This is a genomic window from Sphingosinicellaceae bacterium (assembly GCA_019285715.1).
In the GTDB taxonomy this organism is placed as follows: Bacteria; Pseudomonadota; Alphaproteobacteria; order Sphingomonadales; family Sphingomonadaceae; genus Glacieibacterium.
In genome coordinates this window covers 851,348-865,059 of record CP079108.1, presented here as the reverse complement: position 1 = coordinate 865,059, position 13,712 = coordinate 851,348, and the positions used below count along the sequence as shown (strand labels likewise).

Genomic DNA, 13,712 nt, shown 5'->3' with positions numbered 1-13,712 from the left:
GGTTCGTGCCGACCGTCACCCTTGCCGCCCCCGACGACTTCGACGGTTGGCGCGACGCGGCCCGCGCTCTGGTTGCTGGCAGCGTGCCTCCGAGCCAGGTGACGTGGACCGTCGCGGGTGAGGCGGGCGATTTGCTCGGAGGCGACAGCGCGCTGCCCCCCGCCACGGCGCCGAGCTTCAGCGTTCCGAAGGCGTTCATCGACATGGCGCGGCGCGTGGTGTGCAACGCCGAGCCGGAGCGCTTCGCCTTGCTCCACGCCGCGCTGGCGCAACTGCGGACCCGCCCGAAGCTGCTCGAGGACACCGCCGACCGGCTGGTGAACCGGCTCTACCTGCTCGACAAGGGCGTCCGTCGCGACGTCCACAAGATGCGCGCGTTCGTCCGCTTTCGCGAGGTCGAGGATCCCGGCCTCCCCTACGGCGACGAGCGCTTTGCAGCGTGGTTCGAGCCCGAGCACCACATTGTCCGGCTCAACGCGGGCTTTTTCGTCCGCCGCTTCGCCCAGATGCGCTGGTCGATCCTGACACCCGAGCAGTGCGTCCACTGGGACACTCAGGAGCTCAGCTTCACCCCCGGCGCGGTCAAGGCGGATGCCCCCGACGGCGACCCGATCGAGGCGACGTGGAAGACCTATTATGCCCACATCTTCAATCCGGCGCGGCTCAAGGTGAACGCGATGACCAAGGAAATGCCGAAGAAATACTGGAAGAACCTGCCCGAGGCGTCGCTGATCCCGGACCTCATCGCTGGGGCGGCGGAGCGGACGCGGGGGATGATCGCGACGCCGTCACGGGACGCCGCTCCTGCCGGTGCGATTGCCGAGCTGCGCGCCGAGGCCGCCGTCTGTACCCGCTGCGCGCTCTACGGCCCGGCCACCCAGACGGTATTCGGAGAGGGACCAGCCGACGCACGCCTGATGTTCGTCGGGGAGCAGCCGGGTGATCAGGAGGATTTGGCGGGCAGGCCCTTCATCGGCCCGGCGGGGCAGGTCTTCGACCGGGCGCTGGCAGCGGCGGGCATCGAGCGGAGCAGCACCTATGTCACCAATGCGGTCAAGCACTTCAAGTTTGAGCCGCGCGGCAAGCGGCGAATTCACGCGAAGCCCGGCACCGCCGAGATCGATGCCTGCCGCTGGTGGGTCGACAACGAGCGCTTAGCGATCAAGCCGGCGGTAACGGTGGCGCTCGGGGCGACCGCGGCGCGCTCGCTGACGGGCAAGACCGTGACGATTTCGAAGGAGCGGGGCCGGCCCTTGCCCCTACCCGATGGGTCCGAATTGTGGATCACCGTCCACCCGAGCTTCCTGCTGCGGATCGAGGACCGAACCCAGGCCGAAGCCGAATTCGAACGCTTCGTCGCCGACCTGCAGGCAATCCGGGAACGGGTCGCCGCGCTCGCGTGACGGACCCTTTGTCGCAGTGGGGTGTTGGGAGGGCCGGTACCCCAACGGAGACGTAACAATGAATCGAATTCTGATCGCCATCGCCGCAGTCGCCACCGTCGCGACGGCCATGCCCGCCGCCGCGCTGGTGAACGCTCGCCAGCTCAACCAGGAGCGCAACATCGACGCCGGTGTCCGCAGCGGCAAGCTGACCCATCGCGAGGCCCGCAGCCTGCGTGCCGAAGTCCGCGCGATCGCTGCCCAGAAGGCTTCCCTGACCCGCGACGGTCGTTACTCGCAGCGCGACAAGAACATCATCCATGCTCGGCAGGACCGTCTGGCGCACAAGATCGACCGCATGAAGGCAAACGGCCACCGCGGCCGCCCGAAGAAGATCCTCTGATCTAGCCTATCCGTCGGAGGCCCGACCCCGAGCGATCGGGTTCGGGCCTTTTGCGTTTCAGGCGGCTGCCTGAGCCGCGCGGCGCTTGGCGTAGACCGCCTGCACTCGCGCCAAAATCTCGGGCCGCGCGGTGGCGGGAGTGCCGCCGCCGAGCGGTTCCGGATCGTACTCGAGCGCGAGCTGGATAGCTTCCGCAACGTCGCGGCCGTGGAGCTGCTCGATGATCCGAAAGGCGAAGTCGATGCCTGACGTAACCCCGCCCGAGGTTATGCGGTTGCGGTCGATGACGGTGCGCTCGGCCACGTAGGTCGCGCCGTAGCTTGCCAGCAGGTCGCCCGACGACCAGTGGCATCCGGCGCGGTAGCTATCGAGCAGGCCCGCCGCAGCAAGGATCAGCGAGCCGGTGCAGACGCTGGTGACAAGCTTCGCCGTCGCCGCCTGCGCGCGCAGCCAGTCGAGCACCACCGCGTCCGCCATCACCGCATAGCAGCCGAAGCCGCCGGGCACGCAGATCATGTCGAGCGGCGGGCAGTCGGCGAGCGTCCTCGTCGGCACCAGCGCCAGACCGCAATCGCTCGGCACCGGCGCAAGGTCCTTCCAGACATAGTGCAGCTCGGCGCCGGGCATCCGGTGGAGCACCTGCGCCGGGCCGGTCATGTCGAGCTGGGTGAGGTCGGGATAAAGCAGGAAGCCGATGCGGTAGGCCATGAAGCGTCCCCTGGTGCTGCCGACTTTCGGCCGCCGGTGTTCACGGCTCGATATGCTAAGTCGTTGCGGTGACCAATCGCGAATTCATCATCCTTGTGGTGCTCACCCTTGTAGCGCACATCGCCGTGCTCGTCGTCCTCGTCGCCACCCGACGAATCACGCCGCTACTGATCCTCAACGTGCTCGTCGCCGCCGTGTCGCTCGCCTACCTAGCGACGCGCTTGCGCTACATCTTCGTCGGCCCCGACTGGCAGATGTTGGCCTTCGCCGCCGCCGAGCTAACGGCCCTCGGTCTGGCGGCGGCGGCTTATCGCGGCTGGCGCTTCACGGCCGCGATGTCGATCGTGGTGTTCGGCCTCCACCTGTTTGCTGCCATCGCCGCGACGACGTTCGTGCTGCTGTTCAAGTGGGACCGGTTGATCTGAGCGCGAAACGTCGGGGCGTCATGCTGGCGAACGCCAGCATGACGCGGCTTGGAGAGTGCGCTAGGCCACGAACTCCAGTCCAAGCGCCTCCGCCACCGCCGCATGACGGATCTTGCCGCCCGCGACGTTGAGCCCGGCCGCAAGGTGCGGGTCCGCCGCCATCGCCGCCTGCGGCCCGAGCTTGGCCAGCCGCAGCACGAACGGCAGCGTCGCGTTGTTGAGCGCAAACGCCGACGTCCGCGCCACCGCGCCCGGCATGTTGGCGACGCAATAATGGATGATGCCGTCGACGACGTAGACCGGGTCCTGATGGGTGGTCGGGCGCGAGGTCTCGAAGCAGCCGCCCTGGTCGATGGCGATGTCGACGAGGACGCTGCCGCGCTTCATCAGCTTGAGCATGTCGCGGGTGATCAGCTTGGGGGCGGCCGCGCCCGGGATCAGCACCGCGCCGATGACGACATGCGCGCCCTCGAGCATCGCGGTGATCGCGGCCTTCGACGAATAGACGGTCTTGACCCGGCCCTCGAACATCTCGTCGATCTCGGCGAGGCGGCTGGTCGAGATGTCGTAGATGGTCACGTCGGCGCGGAGCCCGACCGCCATCTGCGCGGCGTTGATGCCCGAGACGCCGCCACCGAGGATCGCGACTCGCGCCGGGGCCACTCCCGGCACGCCGCCGAGGAGGATGCCGCGGCCGCCCTGCTCCTTCTCGAGATAATGCGCACCGACCTGCACCGACATCCGGCCGGCAACCTCCGACATCGGGCGCAGCAGCGGCAGGCCGCCGGCGCGCTCGGTGACGGTTTCGTAGGCGATGCAGGTCGCGTGGCTGTGCATCAGCGCTTCCGCCTGCGGCTTGTCGGCAGCGAGGTGCAGGTAGGTGAACAGGGTCTGCTCGGCGCGCAGCATCGCGCATTCGTGGAGCTGCGGCTCCTTGACCTTGATGATCAGGTCGGCGGTCTTGAACACCTCGGCGGCGGTGCCGGCGATTTGCGCACCTGCGGCGATGTAGTCCGCATCGGTGAAGTCGATGCCGAGGCCGGCGCCGGTCTCGACCGTGACCGGATTGCCGGCGTGGGTCAGCTCGGCGACCGACGACGGCGTCAGACCGACCCGGTACTCGTGAATCTTGATCTCTTTTGGGACACCGACGTGCATGGCTAGGCTCCGCGTTTCAGGATGGGGCGGCTATAGCGTCGGGCTGCGGCGCTGTCGCGTCGTTGCTAAGGTCGCGCCACCGATCAGGCTGCGACGCCCCGGTCGTTGCCATGCTCCCGGGCTGGTGCTAACCGCTCGCGCCTTCGCGTCCGGGGCCATGGACCATGTTATCGTGATCGTCGACGTACCCAGCGCACCCGCGCGCACGCCGCGTTCGTTGCTGCGACGATGACCTCAGCGACAGCTTTACCCGCGACCCCGCCCGCCGCACGCGAGAGCGCCGGGCATCACGCCCCGCAGAGCATGCAGAAGCTCGCGCTCGGGGCGATTGGCGTGGTCTTCGGCGATATCGGCACCAGCCCGCTGTACGCGCTGAAGGAGACCTTCGTCGGGCATCACCCGCTGACCGTCGACCGGCTGCACATCTTCGGGGTCATGTCGCTGATCTTCTGGACGATGACCATCATCGTCACGATCAAGTACATCCTGCTGATCCTGCGCGCCGACAACCGCGGCGAGGGCGGCTCGCTCGCGCTGCTGGCGCTGATCAATCGGATGACGCCGGGGTCGAGCTGGTCGCGCGGCCTGGTGCTGCTCGGCGTGCTCGCGACGGCCCTGTTCTACGGCGACTGCATCATCACGCCCGCGATCTCGGTGCTGTCGGCGGTCGAGGGGCTTATCGTCGTGCAGGCCAGCCTCGCGCCGCTGGTGCTGCCGATCTCGATCGCCATCCTGATCGGGCTGTTCCTGCTGCAGGCCCGCGGCTCGGCCAAGGTCGGGGCGTTGTTCGCGCCGATCATGGTCGTCTATTTCATCGTCATCGCGGTAATGGGCGCCATCACGCTCGCCAGCCGCCCCGAGATCCTGGCGGCGCTGAACCCCTATTGGGCGTTCCGCTTCTTCGAGAACGACCCGAGGCTCGGCTTCCTGGCGCTGGGTTCGGTGGTGCTGTCGGTGACCGGCGCCGAGGCGCTCTACGCCGACATGGGCCATTTTGGTCGCAAGCCGATCCAGCGGAGCTGGCTGTTCTTCGTGCTGCCGGCGCTGCTGCTCAACTATTTCGGCCAGAGCGCGCTACTCCTCGCCAACCCCGAGACCGTGCAGAACCCGTTCTTCCTGATGGCCCCCGACTGGGCCCGGCTGCCGCTGGTTATCCTCGCGACGATGGCCACCGTCATCGCCAGCCAGGCGGTCATCTCGGGTGCCTATTCGGTGACCCAGCAGGCGGTCCAGCTCGGCTTCCTGCCGCGCCTCAAGATCAACCACACCTCCGCCAGCGCCGCCGGGCAGATCTATATCCCGCTGGTCAACTGGGTGCTGCTCGGCATGGTCATCCTGATCGTGGTGACCTTCAAGAACTCGGGCAACCTCGCCTCCGCCTACGGCATCGCGGTGACCGGCACGATGTTCATCACCACCTGCATGATGTCGGTGCTCGTCTACCGTGTCTGGAAGTGGAGCCGGCCGCTGACGTTCGTGACGATCGGCATCTTCCTGATCATCGACCTCGCGTATTTCAGCTCGAACCTGACGAAGATCCCCGATGGCGGGTGGTTCCCGCTGCTGGTCGGGGCGATCGTCTTCACCTTCCTGACGACCTGGGCCAAGGGCCGCCACCTGATGATGCTCAGGCTACGCGAGAGCGCCATGCCGATCGAGGTGTTCATCAAGTCCGCCGCCACCGCTGCGACCCGCGTACCGGGCACCGCGGTATTCATGACCAGCTCGGCGGTCGGCGTGCCGCACGCGCTGCTGCACAACCTCAAGCACAACAAGGTGCTGCACGAGCGCATCATGATCCTGACCGTGCTGATCGACGAGGTGCCTTATGTCGACGACGAGGACCGGCTCGAGGTCCGCGACCTGGGGTCGGACTTCTATCGCATCATCATCCGCTACGGCTTCATGCAGGAGCTCGACGTGCCCGCGGTGCTCAAGACCGTCGAGAACTGCGGCCCCAAGCTCAAGATGATGGACACCAGCTTCTTCCTGGCACGCCAGACGCTGCTCGCCAGCGACCGGCCGGGGATGGCGATCTGGCGCGAGAAGCTGTTCGCGTGGATGCTGCGAAATGCGGAAACCGCGATGGAGTTCTTCAAGCTGCCGACCAATCGGGTCGTCGAGCTGGGGTCTCAGGTCGAGATCTAGCGCGGCGGAAGCCACGCGCGATTTGTCATTCCGGCGAAGGCCGGAACCTAGTTGCGTCGCAAGCTCAACCGACCGAGTTCTGGGGGCAACTGGGTTCCGGCCTTCGCCGGAATGACAAAATTCAGCTACCGCCGCGTCCGCACAACCAGCCCCGACAACCAGCCGAGCAGCAGCGCCGCGCCGACCGCGACGAGCCCGTACAACAGGCTGTACGACCGCGAGAACAGGAAGACCCAGCGCTCGAATCCCGACTTGTCGATGCTGATCGGCGTCGTGGAGTGGGCGATCACCTTGCCGCGACGGATCAGGAAGATCTCGGCGGTATAGTCGCCAACCGGTACGGCGCTCGGGATCGCGATGCGGGCGCGGTAGAGAACGTTCTGGGTGACGCCGACGTCGCCCTCGTGCTCAGCGTACAGCCCGCTGTTCCGGCGCAGCGCAATAAGCCCCTGTTCGAACGCGCTGGTCTGCTGGGGGCTGTCGCCGCTCGCGGGCGAGAGCTGGAGGTTGGAAACGCCGATCTCGTAGATCGCCGCAGTGCGCTCATCGACGAGCTTGGCGATCGGCGCGGACGTAGCGACGGCGTAGAATCCCGGCGCGGTTTCGAAGCGCACCGAATCGGTGTTGATCCAGATGCCGGCGACCCGCGCCTTCTTGCGGACGGTGATCGGCACAGGCGGCCCGCGGACGATGATCGCGAGGCCCGGGGGCTCGTCGGGCACCGAGCCGCGCGGATACTGGATCGCACCAAACACCAGCAGTTCGGCGCCTCGGAAGGTGTAGATGATGTCGATGCGGCGCTGGCTGATGTCGGTGATCAGCCGGATCGGCGCGGCTCCGCCGAGCACGGTCCACACGACCAAAAGCGCCAGGATGCGCTTCACGATGCCCCATAGACAGTGAACAGCTCTGCAGGCCGCCACGTCAGGCCGATGGCGAGGCGGATCGCGACCCCCAGGACGATCAGCGCCAGGAACAGCCGGAGGCGCTCCGGCGGCAGCTTTTGCGCGGCACGCACCCCGAACTGCGCGCCAACGACACCGCCGACCAGCAGCAGCATGGCCAGCACGATATCGACCGTCTCAGCCTCGACCGAATTGAGCAAGGTCGCCGCCGCCGTGACGAAGATGATGTTGAACAGGCTCGTGCCGATGACCATGTTGGTCGACATGCCGAGCAGGAAGATCATCGCCGGCACGAGGATGAAGCCGCCACCGATGCCGAGACCGACGGTCAGGATACCGACGAAGATACCGAGTCCGAGTGGTGCGAGCGGTGAGATATACAGGCCGGATTTGTAGAACCGCGTCTTCCACGGCAACGCCGCTATCCACGGATGATGCGGATGGAGCCGCCCACGGCCCGCGGTGCCGGATGCGGCCTTCCGCACGGCACCGATCGCCTCCTTCAGCATCAAACCGCCGACCGTGCCGAGCAGCACGACATAGGTGACGTTGATCACGACGTCGATCTGGCCCAAGGCCTTGAGAAGTGTCAGCACGACCGCGCCGAGCCCCGCCCCGATGATGCCGCCCGCGGTCAGCACCAGACCCATCTTCAGGTCGACGCCGCCTCGCTTCCAGTAAGCGAGGGCCCCCGAGACGCTCGCGCCCGTTATCTGGGTGGCCGACGACGCCACCGCGATGGCGGGCGGAATGCCGTAGAAGATCAGCAGCGGCGTCGTCAGGAAGCCGCCACCGACCCCGAACATTCCCGACAGGAAACCCACTGCCGCGCCCAACCCGACGATGACCAGCCAGTTGACCGACATCTCGGCGATGGGGAGGTAGATGTTCACGATGGGGACGATAGCGGGGGTGACCGGTTCGCGTAACCCTCGCGACCGCTTCAGTCGTCCTCGTCGTCGAGTCCGACCAGGTCGAGAGCCCGCGCCTTCATCTGGCGCGTCTGGCACCAGTGCACCAGCGCCTCCTCGCGGCCGTGGGTGACCCACACCTCCGACGGCGCGAGCTCGACGCAGGTGTCGGTCAGCTCGGTCCAGTCGGCGTGGTCGGAGATGATCAGCGGCAGCTCGACCATCTTCTGTACAGCGCGCTGCCGGACCCGCATCCAGCCGGAGGCCATCGCGGTGATCGGGTCGGGCAGCCGGCGGCTCCAGCGATCGTTGAGCGCCGACGGCGGGCACAGGACGATGCTGCCGCGCAGCTCGGCCGGCTTCAGTCCCGCCGCCGGGCGGATATCGCCGAGCGGCACGCCGAGTTCGACGTACAGGTCGCACAGCCGCTGCAGCGCGCCGTGGATGTAGATCGGCGCGTCATGGCCGAGCTGGCGTAACTCGCCGATCACCCGCTGCGCCTTGCCGAGCGCATACGCCCCGATCAGCACGCAGCGCTCCGGGTTGGCAGCGAGCGCGGTCAGTGCCTTGTTCGCCTCGCCGGTGGTATCGGGGTGGCGGAAAACCGGCAGGCCGAAGGTCGCCTCGGTGACGAAAATGTCGCACGGCACCGGCTCGAACGGCGCGCAGGTCGGGTCGGCACGGCGCTTGTAGTCGCCCGACACGACGATGCGCTCACCCTTGTGCTCGAGCACGATCTGCGCGGAGCCGAGCACGTGCCCCGCCGGCACGAAGCGCGCGGTGACGTCGCCGACCTTGACCGTCTCGCCGTACGCGACGCCCTGCCCGCCGACCTGCTCGCCGTAGCGGACGTTCATGATCGCCAGCGTCTCGACCGTCGCCATGACCTTGCCGTGGCCGGAACGCGCGTGATCGGCATGGCCGTGGGTGATGAGGGCGCGGTCCTTGGGGCTCGACGGATCGATCCAGAAGTCGCCGGGAGCGACGTAGATGCCCTCGGGGTGGGGCTGGAGCCAGGAACCGGGGGAGGGCATCAGTGGAATATAAGCGGCGCGGCGTATGTTGCCACGGCCGACGCAGTCGCTGCGGCAACGGCTCAAGCGACGGGCTGCGGTTCCTTGGGGGAGACGTACGAGGGGTCGTGCGCGAACGGCAGGGTGCGGCCTGCGCGCAGGGCGGCGAGCACCTCGGGGAATCCGGTGCGGCAGCGGAAACCGAGGCGGCGCTCGGCGTGACCGGCATCGTAGACGCGGCCGATGCTGGTCGGCAGGGTCCAGCCACGCCGGGCATAGAGCTCGGCCGCATCGGGGAAGTAGCGCGCGATCACCGCCGCGGCGTCGCGTTTGAGGGCCGCTGCGTCGCTACGAACGAACGGTGTCGCTGACGACACCACGAACAGGTCAAAGCCAATTTCGGGCGCGCGGTCCAGCGCCGCGATGTGCGCATCCGCGGCGTCCTCCACGGTAAGCCGGCGGTTGAGCAATTCGTTGGCCTTGAGATTCTCGCCGGACGGCGTGTGGTGGGTGTCGTCGTCCTCGGGAAAGAACCGCCCGGTGCGCAGGACGACGCAGGGCAGGCCGTGCTCCGCCGCGTATAGCCGGCACAGGCGCTCGGCGGCGAGCTTGGTCACGCCGTAGATGTTGCGCGGGGCCAATGGCCCGCTGGTCTCGTCGAGCCAGATCGCCGCGTCGCCGGCTTCGTCGCGGACGGCCTGGCTGATCATCAGCGAGGTCGTCGAGGTAAACACGAACCGGTCGAGCCGCGCTGCCTTGGCGGCCTCGAGCAGGTTCAGCGTGCCGGTGACGTTGACGTCGACGAAAGCCTGCGCCGGATAGCGCGCGATGTCTGGCTTGTGGAGCCCTCCGGCGTGGATCACCGCCTCGATGCCGTGCTCGAAGGCGCCGTCGACGACCGCCCGGTCCGCCACCGAGCCTACGATCGCAGTGTCTGCTCCCGGTGCCACGTCGAGACCGACGACGTCGTGGCCTACGGCGCGCAGCCGCGGCGCGAGAAATCGGCCGAGCCAACCGGACGAGCCTGTCAGGAGAATTCGCACACCGGGACCTTTAGCGGTCCTGCTGCGCGGCGCCAGCCGCCCCGGAGTATCTCGCTACGGAATGAGGCGCTCCGCCCGCAGTTCCGCGAACAGGTCGAAGAACGCATCGTCGGTCGGCTGGTAAGCGGTGAAGCCGAGGCGGCGGCTTTTCGACATGTCGGTGACGACCTCGATCGGACGGCCGAGGTCGGCGTCGGTGTGCCACGGCGAAGCGAGGCGCGCGAGGTCGGGCTCGGCGAGGCCCTCGCGGTCCGCAATCGTTCGCCACACCGGCGCGTCGCCCGCCATCTGCTGCTCGAGCGGCTGGACCGCCCCATCGAACGGCGCGGGCGTCAGGCCAAACCATTCGGCGATCCGCCCCCACATCCAGCTCCAGCGAAAGACGTCGCCATTCACGACGTTGAACGCCTCGTTGCACGCCGCGGGAGTGGTTGCCGCCCACAGCAACTGCTTCGCCAGCAGGCGCGCATCGGTCATGTCGGTCAGACCATTCCACTGCGCCGCCGACCCGGGGAAGCGGAATGGACGCCCGGTCTCGCGGCAGAGCGTCGCGTAAACCGCCAGCGTCGTCCCCATGTTCATCGCATTGCCGACGGCCTTGCCGATCACGGTGTGTGGGCGGTGGACGCTCCAGCCGAAGCCGTCACGCGCGGCGGCGGCGAAGACTTCGTCCTCCTGCGCGTAGTAGAAGTTCTCGACGTCGAGCCGGCCCTGCTCCTCGCGGAACGGCGTCTGCGGCAGCACGCCCTTCCCGTACGCCTCGAACGGCCCGAGATAGTGCTTGAGGCCGGTGACCAGCGCGACGTGGCGCGTGCTGCCGTGCCCGCGCAGGCCGTCCAGCAGGTTACGCACCATCGCCGAGTTGACGCGGATGTTCTCCGCCTCGCTGTCCTGCCGCAGCCACGTCGTGATGAACACCGCATCGGGCCGCACGTTCGCCAGCGCCGCTGCCGTTGATCCTGCATCCTGCAGGTCCGCCACGACCGGCAGTACGCCGGGCTGGGCACCCGGTCGCCGCGCCAGGCCATGGACCGTCCAGCCTTCCCCCAGCAGAAGCGCCGCGGTCGCGCTCCCGACAATTCCACTCGCGCCCACTACCAATGCCGTGCCGCTCATGTTCGAACTCCCGATGTCGTTGTCGGCGTCCTTAACGCGAGGGCGCAGAGATTGGCGGCGGCGCGACGCACAATCGCTAGAACGCCACTCCATAGCGGAGCGCGGCACCGACATCGGCGGGGCTGGCGGCAAAATTGTCGGGCTGGGTCCGCCAGTAAGCATTGCCGCTGATCCAGCCGCGTCCGACGGCACGAGAATAACCCGTCTCGACGGTGCGCTCGTGACCCGCCGGGGCGAGGTCGAGGCGGGTCGCGGTGTCGAAGTCGGTCAGCACCAGTGCACCCCCGGTAACCCGCAGCGGCTGCGACCAGCGCACGACCCACGCGTCGCCGGGGCGGAAGATGCCGTGTCGCTCGATGTCGAACGAGATCGCGCCGGTGGCGAGGGTCGAGCTGCTACGCACCGCCGCCGCGTCGACCCGTGTCCAGCCGCGCCGCAGCGCGGCCACGAGCCGCCATTGTCCCGGCGACAGGGTTGCGCCGATATCCGCGAACCAGCTCGATGCGCCGCCGCCACCCAGTGCCGGAGCGAAGCGGGCACCGAGCACCGTGTCGCGCTCGGTTAGCCGGCTCAGGCCGCCGGTGAGCGCGAAGATGCCGCGGTGGCCGTCGAGGCTGAACCCGGCGAGCTGGTAGATCGGGCGGCGGTTGCCATAATCGAGCTCGCTGTTGTCCGGCTGGCCGTAGAACCGCAATTCGCCGTTTTCCGCCGTCGCGGTGATCCCGAGGCCGCCGAACTGCTGCCGCACGGCGATCGACGATTGCGGGGTGCGACCGAGGCCACGCGCGCCGTCGGCCCGCTCGGCGACAAGGAAGCCGGGGTCTTCTGTCCCGGCAAGGCCACGGCCCAGGCCTTCGCTCGCCTGCGAATAACCGACCGCGAAAGAGGTCGTCGCACTGATCTTGCTGGCGATCGAGCCCGCGACGGCGCGCGTCGTAACCGGCTGTGCCGAGGTCATCTGCAGGCGCAGCGGGGCGTCGTTCATCACGGCGAGCGCGAAGCTGGTGCCGCCCGCGACCGCGCCGAGGCTGCGGATATCCTGCGACAGCGCCGGCACGAGGCGCAGCGCATGTGGCGCGGTGCGGATCGTCGGCGCGAGGTCGACGCTGTAGCCGCGCCCGTACCCGTCGCGGATCGATGCCGAGAGGCCCGTCTGGCCGGCCGCCTGCCCAGCATCGCCCATCGCCGGGCTGAGGGTCGCATTGTTGGTCAGCGACACCGACACCGCCGACTTCGTCAGCGAGGTCGCGCCCTGCGGCTGGAAGGCGGCCGCGAGGTTGAGCTCGCCGTGGCCATAGACCGCATCGACGCCGGGCGCGCCGAGGTCGGTCGCGGTCCGCAGCAGCAGGTCGACGATCTGCGCCGGGGTCAGCGACGGGAACGCTTGCGCCAGCAACGCGATCGCGCCCGACACCACCGGGGCCGACAGCGAGGTGCCATCGTACAGGAACGACGCGCCGGTCTGGTCGATCGAACGAACCCCGACACCGAGCGCGGTCAGGTAGAAATTTGCGCTGTTGCCGGCCTTGTTGGAAAAGCTTGCGGTGGTCTTCGTGGCGTCGGTCGCTCCGGCGATCAGCACGAGGCCGTGAGCGGCGGGGTCGATCGCGATCTGGGCGAGCGGGTCCGGGTTGGCGCCCGTGCCTTTCGCGGCATCGTAATCGTTGCCGGCGGAAATTACGATGATCACCCCGGCGGCGGTGGCCCGGTCGATAGCGGCATGCAGCGCCGCGTTGGCCGGCACGCCGCCGAGCGAGATATTGACGACGCGGGCATGCGCAGTCACCGCCAGATCGACGCCCCTTGCGATCGCGCTATCCGAGTAACTGCACGCGCTCTCGCCGGCGGCCGGCGGCGTCCCCGCACAACTGCCCGGGGTGTCGGTCTTGAGCACCAGCAAGGTCGCGTCGAAGGCGACGCCGTGGATGCCGACATCGTTCCTGGCGCCGAGCAGGACGTCGGCGACCGCGCTGCCGTGGCCACCTTCGTCAGCGATCCCGCGACTACCCGCCAGATCGGCGGACATCGGGCTGATCTTCCCGGCGAATTCCGAGTTCGATGGATCGACCCCGCTGTCGACGACCCCGGCGACGACCCCCGCACCAGTCACTCCAGACTGGTAAGCGACGATCGCCTGCGCCTGGCTCGCGCCATTCGAGCGGCGGTACTCGGCGGTGTCGTAGTTCGTCGGTGTTGGGGTTGGGGTCGGGGTCGGAGCTGGTGTGGGCGTCGGGGTCGGCGTCGGCGTGGAAACAACCCCGCCTCCCCCACCGCCGCCGCACGCGGCGAGCATCAGCAGCGGCACCGCCAGGAACGCCCGAGCACCAACGCAAACCGACACTGGCAAGCCCCCACTATGCGAAGCGGAGGCTATACCTGCACCCGGTGCCAGCCAAGGCTAGGCAAGGCCGCGATGGCCCGTCATCCGAGGATTCCTGGCGGTTGCGCTATATCGGCCACGTGCGACCGCCCCACCCCGCATCGATCCAGCGCGACACAG

At 68.1% G+C, this 13,712-nt stretch carries 12 protein-coding genes; 4 read left to right on the top strand and 8 right to left on the bottom strand.

All coding sequences use genetic code 11. From position 1 onward, the window contains the following. The first annotated feature begins 5 nt into the window (after window positions 1-5). Window positions 6-1,403, top strand: coding sequence for a UdgX family uracil-DNA binding protein (locus tag KX816_04055; GenBank protein ID QXQ07227.1), 1,398 nt, complete (start codon window positions 6-8; stop codon window positions 1,401-1,403). Window positions 1,404-1,461: 58 nt separating this feature from the next. After that, window positions 1,462-1,785 carry a hypothetical protein gene (locus tag KX816_04050; protein QXQ07226.1) on the top strand — a complete coding sequence of 108 codons (324 nt, stop codon included), beginning with the start codon at window positions 1,462-1,464 and terminating at the stop codon, window positions 1,783-1,785. 57 nt (window positions 1,786-1,842) lie between these two features. On the opposite strand, the gene KX816_04045 is transcribed toward KX816_04050, so the two are convergent. After that, on the bottom strand, window positions 1,843-2,493 hold the full coding sequence (locus KX816_04045; GenBank protein ID QXQ07225.1) for a DJ-1/PfpI family protein: 651 nt from the start codon (window positions 2,491-2,493) through the stop codon (window positions 1,843-1,845). Between the two features lie 68 nt (window positions 2,494-2,561). Here KX816_04045 and KX816_04040 point away from each other — a divergent pair, with 68 nt between their 5' ends. Then, window positions 2,562-2,918: a hypothetical protein gene (locus tag KX816_04040; GenBank protein QXQ07224.1), complete on the top strand. Its 357-nt coding sequence runs from the start codon at window positions 2,562-2,564 to the stop codon at window positions 2,916-2,918. A gap of 60 nt (window positions 2,919-2,978) precedes the next feature. On the opposite strand, the gene ald is transcribed toward KX816_04040, so the two are convergent. Continuing rightward, window positions 2,979-4,076: an alanine dehydrogenase gene (ald, locus tag KX816_04035; GenBank protein QXQ07223.1), complete on the bottom strand. Its 1,098-nt coding sequence runs from the start codon at window positions 4,074-4,076 to the stop codon at window positions 2,979-2,981. A gap of 228 nt (window positions 4,077-4,304) precedes the next feature. On the opposite strand from ald, the gene KX816_04030 reads away from it, so the two are divergent. Then, a complete protein-coding gene (locus KX816_04030; GenBank protein ID QXQ07222.1) occupies window positions 4,305-6,224 on the top strand; it encodes a potassium transporter Kup in 1,920 nt (639 codons plus the stop codon). A gap of 125 nt (window positions 6,225-6,349) precedes the next feature. On the opposite strand, the gene KX816_04025 is transcribed toward KX816_04030, so the two are convergent. The 6 genes from KX816_04025 to KX816_04000 form a co-directional block, all read right to left on the bottom strand. Beyond that, window positions 6,350-7,108 carry a TIGR02186 family protein gene (locus KX816_04025; GenBank protein QXQ07221.1) on the bottom strand — a complete coding sequence of 253 codons (759 nt, stop codon included), beginning with the start codon at window positions 7,106-7,108 and terminating at the stop codon, window positions 6,350-6,352. After that, on the bottom strand, window positions 7,105-8,022 hold the full coding sequence (locus tag KX816_04020; protein ID QXQ07220.1) for a sulfite exporter TauE/SafE family protein: 918 nt from the start codon (window positions 8,020-8,022) through the stop codon (window positions 7,105-7,107). The genes KX816_04025 and KX816_04020 overlap by 4 nt, the downstream gene beginning before the upstream one ends. A gap of 50 nt (window positions 8,023-8,072) precedes the next feature. After that, entirely contained in the window at window positions 8,073-9,074 is a 1,002-nt protein-coding gene (locus tag KX816_04015; protein ID QXQ07219.1) for a ligase-associated DNA damage response exonuclease, read from the bottom strand. A 62-nt stretch (window positions 9,075-9,136) separates the two neighbouring features. Continuing rightward, window positions 9,137-10,096 (bottom strand): NAD(P)-dependent oxidoreductase, encoded by a 960-nt coding sequence (locus tag KX816_04010; GenBank protein QXQ07218.1) that lies wholly within the window; start codon window positions 10,094-10,096, stop codon window positions 9,137-9,139. Window positions 10,097-10,150: 54 nt separating this feature from the next. Then, window positions 10,151-11,212, bottom strand: a complete 1,062-nt coding sequence (locus KX816_04005) for an SDR family oxidoreductase (protein ID QXQ07217.1) — start codon at window positions 11,210-11,212, stop codon at window positions 10,151-10,153. 76 nt (window positions 11,213-11,288) lie between these two features. Continuing rightward, window positions 11,289-13,553, bottom strand: a complete 2,265-nt coding sequence (locus KX816_04000) for a S8 family serine peptidase (GenBank protein ID QXQ07216.1) — start codon at window positions 13,551-13,553, stop codon at window positions 11,289-11,291. Window positions 13,554-13,712 lie beyond the last annotated feature (159 nt).

Bases quoted from the DNA above. Each gene is read 5' to 3' on its own strand.
- KX816_04050 (QXQ07226.1), top strand. From the start codon at position 1,462: ATGAATCGAATTCTGATCGCCATCGCCGCAGTCGCCACCGTCGCGACG.
- KX816_04045 (QXQ07225.1), bottom strand. From the start codon at position 2,493: ATGGCCTACCGCATCGGCTTCCTGCTTTATCCCGACCTCACCCAGCTC.
- ald (QXQ07223.1), bottom strand. From the start codon at position 4,076: ATGCACGTCGGTGTCCCAAAAGAGATCAAGATTCACGAGTACCGGGTC.
- KX816_04030 (QXQ07222.1), top strand. From the start codon at position 4,305: ATGACCTCAGCGACAGCTTTACCCGCGACCCCGCCCGCCGCACGCGAG.
- KX816_04015 (QXQ07219.1), bottom strand. From the start codon at position 9,074: ATGCCCTCCCCCGGTTCCTGGCTCCAGCCCCACCCCGAGGGCATCTAC.
- KX816_04005 (QXQ07217.1), bottom strand. From the start codon at position 11,212: ATGAGCGGCACGGCATTGGTAGTGGGCGCGAGTGGAATTGTCGGGAGC.